The organism is Pseudomonas sp. S2_A05 (assembly GCF_054668485.1).
On record NZ_CP162775.1, the window covers coordinates 541,115 to 558,122 of the forward strand.

The following is a 17,008-nucleotide window of genomic DNA, read 5'->3' on the forward strand; positions in this document are numbered from 1 at the left end:
CTATATTGATGGCAAACCGCCTGCGTGATGACGCAGGCGGTTTTGTTTCTGTCCATTCGGCAGAGAAAGCCGCAGCCAGATCAGGATGTTCTGCTTATGACGATGTCGGCCCGCCTCACCTTGATCCTTTGCGCCGCGCTGCTCAGCGCCTGCGCCAGCCGCACACCGCCGCCAGCCCTCGTGGTTCGCGCGCCGATCGTGTTCGCTCCCTCCCAGGCTTTTTCCCCCGTTGCTGAAGACGTGCTGTTCCGTGCCCTCGGCCTGGTCGGTACGCCGTATCGCTGGGGCGGCAACACGCCAGATTCGGGCTTTGATTGCAGTGGTCTGATCGGGTTTGTCTACCGCGACGCGGCGGGAATTTCACTGCCACGCTCGACCCGCGAAATGATCGTCATGCAGGCGCCGAATGTCGGCAAGGAAGGCCTGCAAACCGGCGACCTGATCTTCTTCGCCACCAATGGCGGCTCGCAGGTCAGTCATGCGGGGATTTACGTGGGGGAAGGGCGCTTCGTGCATGCCCCGGCCACGGGCGGCACGGTCAAGCTCGATAGCCTGTCGAAGGCCTATTGGCAGAAGGCGTATCTGAGCGCCAAGCGGGTGTTGCAGCCGGGGCAGCTGGCGCATAACCCCTAGTGCGTATGCATAACTAAATGTGGGAGCGAGCCTGCTCGCGAAGGCGGAGTGTCAGTTGACAATGATTTGACTGATAAACCGCTTTCGCGAGCAGGCTCGCTCCCACATTTTTTGCTTCGCGCTTAACTTACTTGCTGGCAGAAACGCGCCACACCTTGTTGCCCACATCATCTGCCACCAGCAAGCCACCTTGCTGATCGATCACCACGCCCACCGGGCGGCCCAGCGCGTTCTCGTCCTTGTCGAGGAAGCCGGTCAGCACATCCACCGGCTGCCCGGTCGGCTTGCCGCCAGTAAACGGCACGAAAATCACCTTGTAGCCACTGTGCGGTTTGCGGTTCCACGAGCCGTGTTGGCCAATGAATGCGCCTTCCTTGAATTGCGCCGGCAAGCGGTTGCCCTCGGCGAAGGTCAGGCCCAGCGAAGCGGTGTGCGGACCGACCGCGTAATCCGGAGCGATGGCCTTGGCCACCAGATCAGGATTCTGCGGTTTGACCCGCACATCGACGTGCTGGCCGTAGTAGCTGAACGGCCAGCCATAGAAGCCGCCGTCCTTGACCGAGGTGATGTAGTCCGGCACCAGATCGCTGCCGATTTCGTCACGCTCGTTGACCGCTGTCCACAAGGCGCCGCTGGTAGGTTCCCGGGCGAGGCCGTTGGGGTTGCGAATGCCCGAGGCGAAGATGCGGTGGTTGCCGGTCGCACGATCGACTTCCCAGATCGCCGCGCGGCCTTCTTCCTGATCCAGACCGTTTTCGCCGACGTTACTGTTCGAGCCGACGGTGACGTAGAGCTTGTTGCCGTCCTTGCTGGCGATGACGTTTTTGGTCCAGTGGTGATTCAGCGTGCCGCCAGGCAAGTCGACGACTTTGATCGGTTGGGTCTTGATCTCGGTGGCGCCCGGCTCGTAGTTGAAGCGCAGCAGGCGGTCGGTGTCGGCTACGTACAAATCGTTGCCGACCAGCGTCATGCCAAACGGCGAATTGAGGTTCTGCAGGAACACCGTGCGGGTTTCTGCGACGCCGTCGTGGTCGGCATCACGCAGCAGGGTGATGCGGTTCGGGCTGGGCACGCCGGCGCCGGCCTTGCCCATGACTTTCTTCATCACCCAGCCACGAATGCCTTTGCTGTCATCGGGCTTGGGCGGCGCATTGGTCTCCGCCACCAGCACATCGCCGTTGGGCAGCACGTAGAGCCAGCGCGGGTGATCAAGGCCTTCGGCAAACGCGGCGACCTGGGTGCCGGCCGCTGCGGTCGGTTTCGCGCCGTCCGGCCAGCCCACCGCCGGGGCGATGTTGACTGTCGGGATCAGCGTCTTGTTCGGTTCGGGCAGTTTCGGTGACGGGCCGGTGCCGTCGGAGACTTGCAGGCTGGAGGTTTCACCGCAGGCGGCGAGCCCGCCAGCGACGGCGATGATAAGAGCGAGTTGGGCCTTGCGCATTGCTGATCTTCCCTATGAATGCATTCCTAAACATAGAGGAGGGCGCAGGCCCGATGGTTCAACTGCTCAACCGCGGGCTTCCTTTAACAGCACGGCGATGCCCGGATGATAGTTGCCCGCGTCGCTGTGCAATTTGCGATAGGCGTAGGGGAAATACCAGGCCACGGCGCAGGTGTGTTCCTTTTGCAGGTCGTCGACCATGTCCTGCAATTCTTCGGGGCTGGCGCTGTGCTGAGGTTTTTGCGGAGCGACGAAGAGGCAGCCGAGCTTGAGATCGCTGGCGTAGCTGATGCGCTTGGCATCAACGGTGATGTCGAGCAGTGCCTGGGTCAGGTTGAGGTTGTTGACCCGTGGCCAGCGTTGCGTGGCCTGAATGAACGCGCGGTCTTCGGCGCCGGCAATCAGCAGGTCGGCGCGAGCATTGCGTTCGCCTTCTTCGTTCTGTTTGCGCGTGGCCGTGTCGTTCAGCGTGACCATTTCAGCCATCCACGCCGCTGCCGCGAGCAGGCCGAGATTGGCTTTCTCGTCGTGCCAGTACGGTGTGTCGTTGTCGCCGCGTACAGTGTTGTAGCGATCGATACAGTCAAACCAGCGTTCCAGCACCGGGCGCAGAAATTCCAGGCGCGGGTTGCTGATGATCATGCCTTGCATCGTCGTCATCCTTATTGTTGTAGTGGGCTTTCGAAAAAAGCATGGCTCTTTGATATCACTTGTCGCAGTCTGGCACAAGATTGCCGCTGCACAATGGATCAGCGGCAGTTATTCGCGCGCAAAGCGCCTCTTCAATTGACGCTCCACCCCCAACCCTCTAACCTTCGCCGCTTGTTTCAGGTGCTCTGTGGCCCCGCGTCGACAGAGTGAAACAGGGAAGCCGGTGAGGGTGGTCTTCAAGCGAAGCCACGACGATCCCGGCGCTGCCCCCGCAACGGTAAATGAGTGAAAACTGCGCCTTGAGCCACTGCCTCGAAAGAAGCGGGAAGGCGCGCAGTCCGGCGAAACGCCGCTCATGAGCCCGGAGACCGGCCTGATCCATCTCAGCGGCATCACGGTGGGCGATGCCAGGCTTTTTGCCGTCTATTCTTGTGCCTGCCCGCCGTTATCCAGCCTCAACGGAGAGCTCCCCCCATGACTGATTCCCCCGAGCGTGACGAACGCCATCTGGCGCGCATGCAGCGCAAGAAGGCCGTGATCGACGAACGCATCGCCAGCTCGCCCGACGAATGTGGCCTGGTGCTGGTGCTGACCGGCAATGGCAAAGGCAAGAGCAGCTCGGCGTTCGGCATGCTCGCCCGCGCGATGGGCCACGGCATGCAGTGCGGCGTGGTGCAGTTCATCAAGGGCCGCAACAGCACTGGCGAGGAATTGTTTTTCCGCCGCTTCCCCGAGCAGGTGCGTTTCCACGTCATGGGCGAAGGCTTCACCTGGGAAACCCAGGATCGTCAGCGCGACATCGCCGCTGCGACCGCCGCTTGGGAAGTCTCGCGTGAATTGTTGCGCGACCCTTCGATCGGTCTGGTGGTGCTCGATGAATTGAACATCGCCCTCAAGCACGGCTACCTCGATCTCGATCAGGTGCTCAGCGATTTGCAAGCGCGCCCGCCGATGCAGCACGTGGTGGTCACCGGTCGCGGCGCCAAGCCGGAAATGATCGAGATGGGCGACACGGTTACCGAGATGGGCATGCTCAAGCACGCCTTCCAGGCCGGGATCAAAGCGCAGAAAGGCGTCGAACTTTGAAGCCACCACGTCACTGCCCCGCGGTGTTGATCGCCGCGCCGGCCTCCGGTCAGGGCAAGACCACCGTCACCGCCGCACTCGCCCGTTTGCATCGCAATCAGGGGCGCAAGGTGCGCGTGTTCAAATGCGGCCCGGACTTTCTCGACCCGATGATCCTCGAGCGCGCCAGCGGTGCGCCGGTGTATCAACTGGACATGTGGATGGTCGGCGAGCAGGAAAGTCGCCGGCTGTTGTGGGAAGCCGCCGCCGAAGCCGACCTGATTCTGATTGAAGGGGTGATGGGCCTTTTCGACGGCACGCCATCCAGCGCTGATCTGGCGCGCCACTTCGGTGTGCCGGTGCTCGGCGTGATCGACGGCACCGCCATGGCGCAGACCTTTGGCGCCTTGGCGCTGGGCCTGGCGAAGTATCAGCCGGACTTGCCGTTCGCTGGCGTGCTGGCCAACCGCGTCGGCACCTTGCGCCATGCGCAATTACTCGAAGGCAGCCTCACCGAAGGTCTGCGCTGGTACGGTGCGCTGTCCCGCGAAACCGGTATCGAATTGCCGAGCCGCCACCTCGGCCTGGTTCAGGCCAGCGAATTGAATGATCTGGATCTGCGCCTCGACGCGGCCGCCGATGCGCTGGCCAGCAGTTGCGAGGTCGCGCTGCCACCCGCCGTAGAATTCGCCGCGCCTGAGATCATCGCCGCCGAGCCTCTATTAAAAGGTGTGCGCATCGCCGTTGCCCGCGATGAAGCCTTTGCCTTCACCTATGGCGCCAGTCTCGATCTGCTGCGGGCGATGGGCGCCGAATTGCGCTTCTTCTCGCCGATCCGCGACACGCAATTGCCCGAGGCGGACAGCCTGTATCTACCGGGCGGCTATCCAGAGTTGCATCACGTCGCGCTGGCGCAAAACGCCTCGATGCTGGCGGCGATCCGCGCGCACCATACGGCGGGCAAGCCCTTGCTCGCCGAATGTGGCGGCATGCTTTACCTGCTTGATTCGCTGACTGACGTGGAAGGCACCCGTGCTGAGCTGGTCGGTTTGCTCAAGGGCGAGGCGGTGATGCAGAAGCGTCTGGCGGCGCTGGCGTTGCAGGCGGTTGAATTGCCGGAAGGGGAGTTGCGTGGGCATACCTATCATCATTCCCTGACCACCACAGCGCTGACGCCGATTGCCCGTGGGCTGAGTCCCAATGGCGGGCGCGGCGCTGAGGCGGTTTATCGCGAGGGGCGGATGACGGCGTCGTACGTGCACTTTTATTTCCCATCGAATCCGACTGCGATTGCGGCATTGTTTGCGCCAGACAGTGAGGCCGGCTTCGCGAGCAAGCTCGCTCCCACAGTGAATGGTGAGCTTCCTGAAGAAATGCGATCTCCTGTGGGAGCTGGCTTGCCAGCGATGGGGCCATGACCGACAACACATTCTCCGAAGCCGAGCGCGCAGCGGTCTACAAGGCAATCGCCGAGCGCCGCGACATGCGCCACTTCACCGGCGGCAGCGTCGAGCCGCAACTGCTGCGTCGTCTGCTCGAAGCCGCTCATCAAGCGCCGAGCGTCGGTCTGATGCAGCCCTGGCGCTTCATCCGCATCAGCGATCGTGCTCTGCGCGGGCAGATCCGCGATCTGGTGGAAGAAGAGCGCATCCGCACTGCCGAAGCCCTTGGCGAGCGCAGCGATGAGTTCATGCAGCTCAAGGTCGAAGGCATCAACGATTGCGCCGAAGTGCTGGTCGCAGCGCTGATGGACGATCGCGAAAAACACATCTTCGGTCGGCGCACGTTGCCGGAAATGGACATGGCCTCGCTGTCCTGCGCGATCCAGAATCTGTGGCTGGCCTCCCGTGCCGAAGGCCTGGGCATGGGCTGGGTTTCGTTGTTCGAACCGCAAGCCTTGGCGGATTTGCTCAAATTGCCGGCCGGTGCGAAACCGCTGGCGGTGTTGTGTCTCGGCCCGGTCAAGGAATTCTATCCGGCGCCGATGCTGGTACTTGAAGGCTGGGCGCAGGCGCGGCCGCTCAACGAGTTGCTGTACGAAAATTATTGGGGAGTGAGTCAATGAGTGTGGCGTTGCTGAGTGTCGCCGCAGTAGCGCTGGATGCGCTGCTCGGTGAACCGAAACGCTGGCATCCGCTGGTGGCGTTCGGCAATTTTGCCGGGCGCATCGAGCAACGCTTCAACGCCGGCGGCCGGGGCTGGCGCAGCCACGGTGTGACCGCGTGGGTGCTCGCGGTGCTGCCGCTGACCTTGCTCGCCACAGCATTTTCCTGGGCGCCCTATGTGGGCTGGATTGTCGAGATTCTCGCGCTGTATTGCGCCCTCGGCATGCGCAGCCTCGGCGAACATGTCGCACCGGTCGCGGCTGCGTTGCGCGCCGATGATCTGGACGAGGCGCGCAAGCGTGTCGGTTATCTGGTCAGCCGCCAGACCGATGAACTCGACAGCACTGCCGTGGCCCGTGCCGCGACTGAGTCGGTGCTGGAGAACGGCAGCGATGCGGTGTTCGCTGCGCTGTTCTGGTTTGTCGTCGCCGGCGCCCCGGGCGTGGTTCTGTATCGCTTGAGCAATACCCTCGATGCGATGTGGGGTTATCGCAACGAACGCTTCGAACGTTTCGGCTGGGCGGCGGCGAAAATCGACGACGTGTTGAACTACATTCCTGCGCGTCTGGTGGCATTGACCTACGCGCTGCTCGGCAAAACCCGCCTCGCGCTGAAGTGCTGGCGCACCCAGGCGCCGCAGTGGGACAGCCCTAACGCCGGCCCGGTGATGGCGGCCGGTGCCGGTGCGCTCGGCGTCGAGTTGGGTGGACCGGCGATCTATCACGGCGAACTGCATGAGCGCCCACAACTGGGCGAAGGTGCGCCGGCGGATGCCGATTCCATTGACCGTGGCTGGCAATTGGTCCAGCGCGGCGTATGGTTGTGGCTGCTGATGCTTTGCCTGGGGGCGGAATTTTATGCTTGAGCACGGTGGCCGGCTGCGCAAGGCTGCACTCGATTACGGGATTGCCGAGGCCGACTGGCTTGACCTGTCCAGCGGCCTCGCGCCATGGCCGTTCCCGATCCCGGAGATCCCGCTACGCGCCTGGGCGCGCTTGCCGGAAACCGATGACGGACTGGAACAGGCCGCCTGCGATTATTACGGCGCCGCGCAGGTGCTACCGGTCGCCGGCTCGCAAATGGCTATCCAGTTGCTGCCGCGTCTGCGCCGGGCCGGCAAGGTCGGCGTGTTGTCGCCGTGCTATGCCGAGCATGCCGAAGCCTGGCGGCGCAGCGGTTACATCGTCCGTGAAGTGCTCGAGCAGGAAGTCGAGTTCTTTCTCGACAGTCTCGATGTGCTGGTGGTAGTCAATCCGAACAATCCGACCGGCCTCAGCCTGACCCCGGCACGCCTGCTCGACTGGCATGCGCGGCTGGCGCAACGCGGCGGCTGGCTGGTGGTCGACGAAGCATTCATGGACAACACACCGCAACTGAGCCTGGCGCCCTATGCGCATCAGGTCGGGCTGGTGGTGTTGCGTTCGTTCGGCAAGTTTTTCGGTCTGGCCGGGGTGCGCCTCGGTTTCGTTCTGGCTGAGCGCAAGTTGCTCAAACTGCTCGCCGAACAGGTCGGGCCGTGGGCGGTGAGCGGGCCGACGCGGGTACTCGGTACGGCGTGCCTGCAAGACACCGAGGGTCACACCCGTCAGCGGATTCGTAGCGATGAAGCGAGCGAACGGCTGGCGGCGCTGCTGACCCGTTGCGGTTTTGCACCGCAGGGTGGCTGCGCGCTGTTTCAGTGGCTGATCACCGAGCACGCCGAAGCGCTGCACGAATTCCTCGCCCGGCGCGGCATCCTCCTGCGCCTGTTCAGCCACAACAGCAGCGTGCGTTTCGGCCTGCCAGCCGATGCCGCGCAAGAGCTGCGTCTCGAACAGGCTTTGCAAGCATTCGCCAAGGACCACCCATGACCACTCTGATGGTGCAAGGCACCACGTCCGATGCCGGCAAAAGCACATTGGTGACCGCGTTGTGCCGCTGGGCCACTCGCCAGGGCGTGGCGGTGGTGCCGTTCAAACCGCAGAACATGGCGCTCAACAGCGCAGTCACCGCTGACGGCGGCGAGATCGGCCGCGCGCAGGCAGTGCAGGCGCAAGCGGCCGGTCTTGAACCGCACACAGACATGAACCCGGTGCTGCTCAAGCCCAACAGCGACACCGGCGCGCAAGTGATCATTCATGGCCGCGCGGTGACGACGATGAACGCCGTCGCCTATCACGATTACAAGGCCATCGCGATGCAAGCGGTGCTCGCCTCGCACGAGCGACTCAGCGCTGCGTACTCGTTGGTAATGGTCGAAGGCGCCGGTTCGCCGGCGGAGATCAATCTGCGCGCCGGCGACATTGCCAACATGGGCTTTGCCGAAGCGGTGGATTGCCCGGTGCTGCTGATCGCCGACATCAATCGCGGCGGCGTGTTTGCGCATTTGGTCGGCACGCTGGAATTGCTTTCACCGAGCGAGCAGGCGCGGGTCAAAGGCTTCATCATCAACCGCTTTCGTGGCGATATCGCCTTGTTGCAACCGGGCCTCGACTGGCTGGAACAGCGCACCGGCAAACCGGTGGTCGGCGTCCTGCCCTACGTGATGGACCTGCACCTTGAAGCCGAGGACGGCATCGACCAACGCCAGACCGACAAGGCCGAACAGGTCTTGAAAGTGGTGGTGCCGGTGCTGCCGCGCATCAGCAATCACACCGATTTCGACCCGCTGCGTCTGCATCCGCAGGTGGATCTGCAATTTGTCGGCCCGGGGCAGGCGATTCCCGCCGCCGACCTGATCATCCTGCCGGGCTCGAAAAGCGTGCGCAGTGATCTGGCTTATCTGCGCGCCAACGGCTGGGACGCTGCGATCAATCGGCATCTGCGCTACGGCGGCAAGGTGCTGGGGATTTGCGGCGGTCTGCAGATGCTCGGTGAGCAAGTACACGATCCGCTTGGGCTGGAAGGCGCTGCCGGCTCCAGCGCCGGTCTGGGGCTGCTGGCGTTCGAAACGCAACTCGAAGCCGAGAAGCAATTGCGCAACGTGCGCGGGCGGCTGGCGTTGGAAAGCGCCGCAGTCAGCGGTTACGAAATACACGCTGGCGTAACCAGCGGGCCGGCGCTGGAGAATCCGGCGGTACATTTGGACGACGGTCGTTGCGATGGTGCGCAAAGTGCCGATGGTCAGGTGTTTGGCACCTATCTGCACGGCTTGTTCGAATCCCCCGAGGCGAGCGCGGCGTTGCTGCGCTGGGCCGGGTTGAGTGATGTGCAGGAAGTCGATTACCACGGCTTGCGCGAACGCGACATCGAACGGCTGGCAGATCTGGTGGAGAAGCATCTGGATACCGGGCTGTTGCGTCAGCTCTGCGGGATTTGAGTTGTCTGGACTGGCCTCTTCGCGAGCAGGCTCGCTCCCCACAGGGAGACGCGATCAACGGTGGGAGCGAGCCTGCTCGCGAAGGGGCCGGTTGTCTCACCACACATTTTTGGATGAACCCATGCTCCAACTGATCCTCGGCGGCGCCCGCTCCGGCAAGAGTCGTCTGGCGGAAAAACTCGCCAGCGACAGCCATCTGGCGGTCACCTACATCGCCACCAGCCAACCGCTCGACGGCGAAATGAACCAGCGCGTCGCCCATCACCGCGCGCGCCGCCCGGTCGAATGGGCGTTGATCGAAGAGCCACTGGAACTGGCCCGCGTGCTGCGCGAATCCGCCGGCGCAGAGCGCTGCCTGCTGGTCGATTGCCTGACCCTGTGGCTGACCAATCTGCTCATGCTCGACGACGCCGAACGTCTCGCCGCCGAGCGTGAAGCGCTGCTCGACTGCCTGGCGTCGTTGCCGGGTGAAATCATTTTTGTCAGCAACGAGACCGGAATGGGTGTCGTGCCGCTGGGCGAATTGACCCGCCGCTATGTCGATGAAGCCGGTTGGCTGCATCAAGCTCTGGCCGAGCGCTGTCAGCGAGTTGTCCTGACCGTCGCCGGCCTGCCCCTGACTTTGAAAGGACCTGCGTTATGAGCCCGACCTGGTGGCTGAACCCGTGCAAAACCGTGAACTCGGACATCATCGCGCAAGCGACCGAGCGCCAGCAGCAACTGACCAAACCGGCCGGTTCGCTGGGGCGCCTTGAATCGGTGGCCGTGCAACTGGCCGGTCTGCAAGGTCAGCTCAAGCCAACGCTGGATCAAGTCTGGATCGCGATCTTCGCTGGCGACCATGGTGTGGTAGCCGAAGGCGTATCGGCTTATCCGCAGGAAGTTACCGGGCAGATGCTGCTCAACTTTGTCAGCGGCGGCGCGGCGATCAGCGTGCTGGCGCGTCAGCTCGGTGCGCAACTGGAAGTGGTCGATCTGGGCACGGTGAATCCGGCGCTGAACCTGCCCGGCGTGCGCCATCTGAACATTGGTGCGGGAACGGCGAACTTCGCTCAGGGCGCAGCGATGACTCAGGCGCAGGGCGAAATAGCCTTGCAGGCCGGTCGCGACAGCGTCTTGCGCGCGAAAGCCGCCGGTTCCCAGTTGTTCATCGGCGGCGAGATGGGCATCGGCAACACCACGGCGGCCAGTGCGCTGGCCTGTGCCTTGCTCGATTGCCCGGTTGCGCACCTGACCGGTCCCGGTACCGGGCTGAATGCCGCTGGCGTCAGCCACAAGGCGCAAGTCATCGAGCGCGCGCTGGCGCTGCATGCCACGCAGCGTGGCGATGCCTTGCAGACGCTGTTGAATCTCGGCGGTTTCGAGATTGCCGCGTTGGTCGGCGCTTATCTGGCCTGCGCGCAGGAAGGCATCGCGGTGCTGGTCGACGGATTTATCTGTACTGTCGCCGCGCTGGTCGCAGTGCGCTTGAATCCGGCCTGTCGTGAATGGCTGTTGTTCGGCCATCGCGGTGCCGAGCCGGGCCATCGTCATGTGCTGGAAACCTTGTGCGCCGAACCGTTGCTGGAACTCGACCTGCGCTTGGGCGAGGGCAGTGGCGCAGCGTTGGCGGTGCCGTTGTTGCGCCTGGCCTGTGACCTGCACGGGCAAATGGCGACGTTCGCCGAAGCGGCTGTCGCGGATCGCCCGGCATGAGTCTGCGTCTGGATCTGCTGCGCCACGGCGAAACGGAACTCGGCGGCGGCTTGCGCGGCAGCCTCGACGATGCGCTGACCGCAAACGGCTGGACACAGATGCGTGCAGCGGTGGTCGAAGGCGGGCCGTGGGATCGAATTGTCAGTTCGCCATTGCAGCGCTGCGCGCGCTTCGCCGCCGAACTCGGTGAGCAATTGAACCTGTCCGTGCATCTGGACAAGGATCTGCAGGAACTGCATTTCGGCGCATGGGAAGGGCAGAGCGCGGCGGCGTTGATGGAAACGGACGCCGAAGCGCTGGGGCTGTTCTGGGCTGATCCCTATGGCTTCACGCCACCGCAGGGGGAGCCGGTCAGCGCGTTTTCCGCGCGGGTGTTGGCGGCGGTCGCGCGGTTGCAGGCGGCTTACGCCGGCGAACGGATTCTGCTGGTCAGCCACGGCGGCGTGATGCGCTTGTTGCTCGCGCAGGCACGTGGTCTGCCGCGCGAACAGTTGCTCAATGTCGAAGTCGGCCACGGCGCGCTGTTTGCGCTGACGGTCGAGGCTGATGGCGCGCTCAAGGAAGGTCACTGAGATGTTGCCGCTGTGGATCGCCTTGCAGTTTCTCAGCAGCCTGCCGATTCGCCTGCCGGGCATGCCCGAGCCGCAACAGCTCGGCCGTTCGCTGCTGTTTTATCCGCTGGTGGGATTGCTGTTCGGGTTGATCCTCTATGCGTTGAATCTGTTATTGGTCGGCGCGCCGATGTTGCTGCATGCGGCGCTGTTGTTGACCGTGTGGGTATTGCTCAGCGGCGCGCTGCATCTCGATGGCCTGGCCGACAGCGCTGATGCCTGGCTCGGCGGCTTCGGTGATCGCGAGCGCACGCTGACGATCATGAAAGATCCGTGCAGCGGGCCGATCGCGGTGGTCACGCTGGTGCTGGTGTTGTTGCTGAAATTCGCCGCGCTGCTGGCGCTGATCGAGCAAGGGCATACCCTGGCGCTGATCATCGTCCCGGTGCTCGGGCGAGCGGCGCTGTTGGGGTTGTTTCTGACTACGCCGTATGTGCGTGCGGGTGGCTTGGGTCAGGCGCTGGCCGATCATCTGCCGCGCAAAGCGGGGTGGTGGGTGCTGGGGTTGAGTGCGCTGGGCTGCGTGTTGATCGCGGGTATCGGCGCGGTGCTGATTTCGCTGGTTGGGTTTGTCTGGCTGCGGCGATTGATGATGCGGCGGTTGGGCGGGGCTACCGGGGATACGGCAGGGGCGTTGCTGGAATTGCTGGAGATGGGGGTGTTGGTGGGGCTCGCTTTGGTCTGAAGGATTTGCGTAGATGATGCCGGCCCCTTCGCGAGCAGGCTCGCTCCCACCTTCGAAATGCAATCCCCTGTGGGAGCGAGCCTGCTCGCGAAGGCGGCCTCACCGGCAACAATGATGTTCAGAGTAAACTGATCTGTAACTTGATTTAACACACTCGCGGGTATATACACGCATCATGCTTCCTTCTCAGTGTTTATGCACCAACCTGCGTCGCGCCGCGCGTGGCGTCAGCAGGCATTACGACGGCGCTCTCGACGGCTTCGGGATCAACGTTGCCCAGTATTCTCTGCTGTGCAATCTGCAGCGGCTGGAGCAACCGAGCATTTCCGAACTGGCTGAGGCCATGGGCCTGGATCGCAGCACCCTCGGGCGCAATCTACGTGTGCTGGAGGGCGAAGGTCTGGTGGCGCTGGCCGAAGGCGAGGACATGCGCAACCGCATCGTGCGCCTCACTGAAACCGGCGTGCAGCGGCTGGCAGCGGCATTGCCGGCGTGGGAGGCGGCGCAACAGCGGCTGATCGACCGGCTCGGTGCCGAGAAGCGCGAAACCTTGCTCAAATTGCTCGACGAACTGGCCTGACGCCGGTTTCTTCGCGCTCAAGCGGGTATATACCCGCGACTGGAGAATAACAATGACATCGATGTGGCGTACGTGCGGTTGGGTGTTGCTGGGGAGTGCGCTGATCCTGGCGTTGTCATTGGGCGTGCGTCACGGGTTCGGCTTGTTCCTGTCGCCAATGAGCGCGCAGTTCGGCTGGGGTCGCGAAGTGTTTGCCTTCGCCATAGCCCTGCAAAACCTGATCTGGGGCCTGGCGCAGCCGTTCACCGGCGCGCTGGCCGACCGCTTCGGTGCGGCGAAAGTGGTGCTGGTCGGTGGGATCCTCTACGCGGCGGGCCTGGTGTGCATGGGCCTGTCTGATTCGGCAGTGACTCTGTCACTCAGTGCCGGTCTGCTGATCGGTATCGGTCTTTCGGGCACTTCGTTTTCGGTCATTCTTGGTGTTGTGGGTCGCGCTGTGCCGCCAGAGAAACGCAGCATGGGCATGGGTATCGCCAGCGCCGCCGGTTCGTTCGGCCAGTTTGCGATGTTGCCGGGCACTCTCGGGTTGATCGGCTGGCTCGGCTGGTCGGCCGCGCTGTTGGTGCTGGGCCTGCTGGTGGCGATGATTGTGCCGCTGGTGAGCATGCTCAAGGATAAACCCCTGCCGGTGCTTGGCCATGAACAGACTCTTTCCGAAGCGCTGCGTGAGGCCTGCTCGCACTCCGGATTCTGGCTGCTGGCGTTCGGCTTTTTTGTCTGCGGTTTTCAGGTGGTGTTCATCGGTGTGCACTTGCCAGCGTATCTGGTGGATCAGCATCTGCCCGCCAGTGTCGGCACCACGGTGCTGGCATTGATCGGGCTGTTCAATATCTTCGGCACTTACACCGCTGGTTGGCTTGGCGGACGCATGTCCAAACCGCGTCTGTTGACTGCGCTGTATCTGTTGCGCGCGGTGGTGATCGTGCTGTTCCTGTGGTTGCCGGTGACCACCACCACAGCGTATCTGTTCGGCATGGCCATGGGCTTCCTGTGGCTGTCGACGGTGCCGTTGACCAACGGTACGGTGGCGACCTTGTTCGGCGTGCGCAATTTGTCCATGCTCGGTGGCATCGTCTTTCTGTTCCATCAGCTCGGCTCATTCCTTGGTGGCTGGCTGGGCGGGGTGGTGTACGACCGAACCGGGAGTTATGACTTGATCTGGCAAGTGGCGGTTCTCTTGAGCCTGCTCGCGGCGGCGCTGAACTGGCCGGTGCGCGAGCGTCCGGTGGCGCGCCTGCAAGCTGCGGCGAGCGCAGCATGAGCCGGATCTGCACGCGATTCGCCGTGACCGCACTGGCTGCTGCGCTGTTGGCGCTGGTGTGGTGGGGCTGGCAACGCGGCGGTCTGGCGCTGATGCAGTTGGGCATGAGCATTTGCTAGATGGCAGCGTGGCGAGTAACGTCGAAGCCTGATGACTGCCCAAGGAAATTCGACATGTTGATGCGCTGGTGTGCTGTTCCCGCGTTGCTGATGGCGTTGACTGGCCTGGCCCAGGCCGCCGACTGTCCTGAGCTGCTGCAAGGCTCGCTGCCCAAGCTGCGCGCCAAGGAATCCATCGATCTGTGCAAGCAGTACGCCGACAAGCCGCTGGTGGTGGTCAATACCGCCAGCTTCTGCGGTTTCGCCCCGCAGTTCGAAGGCCTCGAGGCGCTGAACAAGCGCTACAAGGCGCAAGGGCTGGAAATGCTCGGCGTGCCGTCGAATGACTTCAAGCAGGAGTCCAAGGACAGCGCCGAAACCGCCAAGGTCTGCTACGCCAATTATGGCGTGACCTTCAACATGACCGAGCCGCAGAAGGTTCGCGGTGATGACGCCACGCATCTGTTCCAGGTGCTGGCCGCGCAGAGCAATGCGCCGAAGTGGAATTTCTACAAGTACGTGGTCGACCGGCAGGGCAAGGTGGTAGCGAGTTTTTCCAGCTTGACCAAACCGGATGATCCCGAGTTTATCGCCGCGATCGAAAAGGCAATTGCCTCCAAACCGCTGAAGCCCTGAAGCCCTGTGATGATCCTGTAGGAGCTGACGAGTGCAACGAGGCTGCGATCTTTTGATCCTCGAATTCAAGATCAAAAGATCGCAGCCTCGTTGCACTCGTCAGCTCCTACCGGTTTGTTCGATGCCCAGGCATGAAAAAGCCCCGCCTCTGTAAAGAGAGCGGGGCTTTTTCGTGGGCGAGGGTTTAGCCTCGCCACGGTGCATCAGAAGCGGTATGTCGCGCCGACACCGAAGCCGTTTGCCGAGTTTTCATACTTGGCATCGTAAGTCTGGCCGCGCGCGTTTTCGTTGCGGATGTTGACCGACTCTTCTTTCAGGTACGAGTACGCGACGTCGATGGTCAGGTCGTCGGTCGGGCTCCAGCCGGCACCGATACTGAAGATGGTGCGGTCGCCAGTCGGGATACGCGGCGAGCGGTCTTCGTTATTGGTTGGCGACTGGTCGAAGGTCAGACCGGTACGCAGGACCCATTCCTTGTTCAACTGGTACGAGGTACCCACGGCATAGGCCCAGGAGTCATGCCAGTTCTGGTCTTCGTTGATCGAACCGAACTGACCGGCCAGCAGAGGCTGCACGCCGGAGTTCTTCACGGTGATCTTGTCCAGCTGGCTCCAGCGGGTCCAGGTGGTGCCGGCGTAGACGTTCCAGCGATCGTTGATCGCCTGGGTGACCGACAGGTCCACGGATTCCGGCGTGGTGATCTTCAACGAAGCGTCGTACTTCTGGTTGGCGCCAACGCCCACCAGCGCCAGAGCGTTGTAGTTGACCTTGGTGTCGCCTTCGAGCTTGTAGTCGACCTTGGAGTGATAGGTCAGGCCGACACGGGTGGTGTCGGTGGCCTGGACCAGCAAGCCGACGTTGTAGCCCAGCGCGGTGTCGTCACCCTTGATCTTGACCTTGCCGTCCGGCAGTGCCTGGGTGATCGACAGGTTGGATTCCAGCGAGCCGTCGATACGGTTGATGGTCGGGCCGAAACCGATCGACACCTTGTCGTTGAAGGCGTAGCTGACGGTTGGCTGGAAAGTGATGACTTGCACTTCGGACTTGCTGCCGAAGTAACGACCGGCGAAGCCGTTTTCGTAATCCGTGATCAGACCGAACGGTACGTACACACCGAGGCCGAATGCCCAGTGATCATCGATCGGTTTTACATAGAAGCCCATCGGTACGGCAGTGAGGGGCACCATGTCGCCCTTGTTGCTGCCGCCATTAGGGCTGGAGCTGGTATCGCTGATATCGGTATGCGCGTCGACCAGGGCGACGCCGCCGGTGACTTGTTCGCGCTTGATGCGCGCCATGCCGGCCGGGTTGCCATAAACAGTGCTTGCGTCGTCGGCAGAAGAAGATCGCCCGGCAAAACCAGTCCCCATCCCACTGATGCTTTGTTCGTTGAGGGCAAAACCTGCCGCGAAGATTTGTGTGGAGGCAAGGGTAACGGCGAGGCTAAGGGTGGTTTTGAGCATGACTTTTTTCATTATTAGAACTCCTGGTGATCACCGGGGCGAAAATTACCAACATTTTCGTCCCAGCGCTATAGCTTGTAAGCCTTGAGTTAGAGCGGTTTTGTAGGACAATCCGACCAAAATGGCGACTTGTTGCGAGAACTTGTGAAACCGCCCGGTCAGCAAGCGACCTGATTCAACGGTGAAACACAGGTTTGCCAGGCATAGGTGAAGTCGCGCAAACGGCCTTGCGGTTGAAAGGTCTGGCGCCAGATGCGCGCCATGCCGAGCAGGTCGGTCGGAGCGGGGAGGATGGGGTTCTGTTCTTCTACCAGCAGCCAGGCGATGGCCGTGGCGTAACGCAGGTTCACGGTCAGTTCCAGATGCGGACCGCTGAGGAATGCATGCTGACTGGCGAGGCCGCGCACCAGGCTGGCGCGCTCCGGATCGAGCGCCAGATAATCGTCCCAGAGCGCCTGATGGCGATGCTCGGCAATCCGGTAGAGGCCGTGGCCGCGGCGGTCGTGCAGGGCAGAGCCGAGGGCGGATTGGCTGGCAGCGATACCCAGCAGCAGGGATTCGGCGGTTGCGCAGTGGCGTCCCAGATAGATCAATGTGGGACGGATCACATAGCGGCACAGTTCGCTGGCAGCGATACCCATAACACCCTCGGTTCTTGTTGTTGAGGGCGAGTCCTGAAGGGGCTTTGGCAGCAGTGGATCGAATCAGGCTCGCCGCAAGCGGGTCAAGCCGCTTGAGTTGAAGTGTAGTGTCATATTCAGCGTGTAAAGGACTGTTTTTAAAATA

Annotated in this window: 19 protein-coding genes and 1 riboswitch; of the genes, 15 read left to right on the forward strand and 4 right to left on the reverse strand. The window is 62.6% G+C overall.

The features are described from left to right. Window positions 1-96 precede the first annotated feature (96 nt). The gene (locus tag AB4O12_RS02555) at window positions 97-633 is read left to right on the forward strand and encodes a C40 family peptidase (protein ID WP_460060268.1); all 537 of its coding nucleotides are present in this window, start codon (window positions 97-99) and stop codon (window positions 631-633) included. A gap of 127 nt (window positions 634-760) precedes the next feature. Here the strand turns inward: AB4O12_RS02555 and AB4O12_RS02560 are convergent, their stop codons facing one another. Beyond that, window positions 761-2,074 carry a PQQ-dependent sugar dehydrogenase gene (locus AB4O12_RS02560; RefSeq protein ID WP_460060269.1) on the reverse strand — a complete coding sequence of 438 codons (1,314 nt, stop codon included), beginning with the start codon at window positions 2,072-2,074 and terminating at the stop codon, window positions 761-763. 66 nt (window positions 2,075-2,140) lie between these two features. Further along, a complete protein-coding gene (locus tag AB4O12_RS02565) occupies window positions 2,141-2,725 on the reverse strand; it encodes a hypothetical protein (protein WP_252887525.1) in 585 nt (194 codons plus the stop codon). Between the two features lie 161 nt (window positions 2,726-2,886). Continuing rightward, window positions 2,887-3,116: riboswitch (cobalamin riboswitch) on the forward strand. 83 nt (window positions 3,117-3,199) lie between these two features. Between AB4O12_RS02565 and cobO the strand changes: the two genes are divergently transcribed. From cobO to AB4O12_RS02635, 14 genes are all read left to right on the forward strand, one after another. Beyond that, window positions 3,200-3,811, forward strand: a complete 612-nt coding sequence (gene cobO / locus AB4O12_RS02570; RefSeq protein WP_150636720.1) for a cob(I)yrinic acid a,c-diamide adenosyltransferase — start codon at window positions 3,200-3,202, stop codon at window positions 3,809-3,811. After that, a complete protein-coding gene (locus AB4O12_RS02575) occupies window positions 3,808-5,208 on the forward strand; it encodes a cobyrinate a,c-diamide synthase (protein WP_305382475.1) in 1,401 nt (466 codons plus the stop codon). Before cobO ends, AB4O12_RS02575 begins: the two co-directional genes overlap by 4 nt. Further along, window positions 5,205-5,855: a 5,6-dimethylbenzimidazole synthase gene (gene bluB, locus AB4O12_RS02580; protein WP_024012169.1), complete on the forward strand. Its 651-nt coding sequence runs from the start codon at window positions 5,205-5,207 to the stop codon at window positions 5,853-5,855. The genes AB4O12_RS02575 and bluB overlap by 4 nt, the downstream gene beginning before the upstream one ends. Then, on the forward strand, window positions 5,852-6,760 hold the full coding sequence (cbiB, locus tag AB4O12_RS02585) for an adenosylcobinamide-phosphate synthase CbiB (RefSeq protein ID WP_041479543.1): 909 nt from the start codon (window positions 5,852-5,854) through the stop codon (window positions 6,758-6,760). Before bluB ends, cbiB begins: the two co-directional genes overlap by 4 nt. Further along, the gene (gene cobD, locus AB4O12_RS02590; RefSeq protein ID WP_150636724.1) at window positions 6,753-7,745 is read left to right on the forward strand and encodes a threonine-phosphate decarboxylase CobD; all 993 of its coding nucleotides are present in this window, start codon (window positions 6,753-6,755) and stop codon (window positions 7,743-7,745) included. Before cbiB ends, cobD begins: the two co-directional genes overlap by 8 nt. After that, window positions 7,742-9,193, forward strand: coding sequence for a cobyric acid synthase (locus tag AB4O12_RS02595; RefSeq protein ID WP_252879678.1), 1,452 nt, complete (start codon window positions 7,742-7,744; stop codon window positions 9,191-9,193). The genes cobD and AB4O12_RS02595 overlap by 4 nt, the downstream gene beginning before the upstream one ends. Before the next feature lie 121 nt (window positions 9,194-9,314). Continuing rightward, a complete protein-coding gene (gene cobU, locus AB4O12_RS02600) occupies window positions 9,315-9,836 on the forward strand; it encodes a bifunctional adenosylcobinamide kinase/adenosylcobinamide-phosphate guanylyltransferase (RefSeq protein ID WP_041479540.1) in 522 nt (173 codons plus the stop codon). Continuing rightward, entirely contained in the window at window positions 9,833-10,888 is a 1,056-nt protein-coding gene (cobT, locus tag AB4O12_RS02605) for a nicotinate-nucleotide--dimethylbenzimidazole phosphoribosyltransferase (RefSeq protein WP_460060271.1), read from the forward strand. Before cobU ends, cobT begins: the two co-directional genes overlap by 4 nt. Further along, a complete protein-coding gene (gene cobC / locus AB4O12_RS02610) occupies window positions 10,885-11,460 on the forward strand; it encodes an alpha-ribazole phosphatase family protein (protein ID WP_056783946.1) in 576 nt (191 codons plus the stop codon). Before cobT ends, cobC begins: the two co-directional genes overlap by 4 nt. 1 nt (window position 11,461) lies before the next feature. Then, the gene (locus AB4O12_RS02615) at window positions 11,462-12,184 is read left to right on the forward strand and encodes an adenosylcobinamide-GDP ribazoletransferase (protein WP_460060273.1); all 723 of its coding nucleotides are present in this window, start codon (window positions 11,462-11,464) and stop codon (window positions 12,182-12,184) included. 175 nt (window positions 12,185-12,359) lie between these two features. Continuing rightward, a complete protein-coding gene (locus tag AB4O12_RS02620) occupies window positions 12,360-12,764 on the forward strand; it encodes a MarR family winged helix-turn-helix transcriptional regulator (RefSeq protein WP_016773714.1) in 405 nt (134 codons plus the stop codon). Window positions 12,765-12,816: 52 nt separating this feature from the next. Beyond that, entirely contained in the window at window positions 12,817-14,025 is a 1,209-nt protein-coding gene (locus tag AB4O12_RS02625; RefSeq protein WP_056783951.1) for an MFS transporter, read from the forward strand. Continuing rightward, window positions 14,022-14,144 (forward strand): hypothetical protein, encoded by a 123-nt coding sequence (locus tag AB4O12_RS02630; protein ID WP_423664655.1) that lies wholly within the window; start codon window positions 14,022-14,024, stop codon window positions 14,142-14,144. Before AB4O12_RS02625 ends, AB4O12_RS02630 begins: the two co-directional genes overlap by 4 nt. Window positions 14,145-14,198: 54 nt before the next feature. Then, a complete protein-coding gene (locus tag AB4O12_RS02635) occupies window positions 14,199-14,759 on the forward strand; it encodes a glutathione peroxidase (RefSeq protein WP_071171497.1) in 561 nt (186 codons plus the stop codon). A gap of 203 nt (window positions 14,760-14,962) precedes the next feature. Here the strand turns inward: AB4O12_RS02635 and AB4O12_RS02640 are convergent, their stop codons facing one another. Together AB4O12_RS02640 and AB4O12_RS02645 are read right to left on the reverse strand one after the other, a co-directional pair. After that, window positions 14,963-16,234 carry an OmpP1/FadL family transporter gene (locus AB4O12_RS02640; RefSeq protein ID WP_056783953.1) on the reverse strand — a complete coding sequence of 424 codons (1,272 nt, stop codon included), beginning with the start codon at window positions 16,232-16,234 and terminating at the stop codon, window positions 14,963-14,965. A gap of 146 nt (window positions 16,235-16,380) precedes the next feature. Beyond that, window positions 16,381-16,863 (reverse strand): hypothetical protein, encoded by a 483-nt coding sequence (locus AB4O12_RS02645; RefSeq protein ID WP_073472662.1) that lies wholly within the window; start codon window positions 16,861-16,863, stop codon window positions 16,381-16,383. Window positions 16,864-17,008 lie beyond the last annotated feature (145 nt).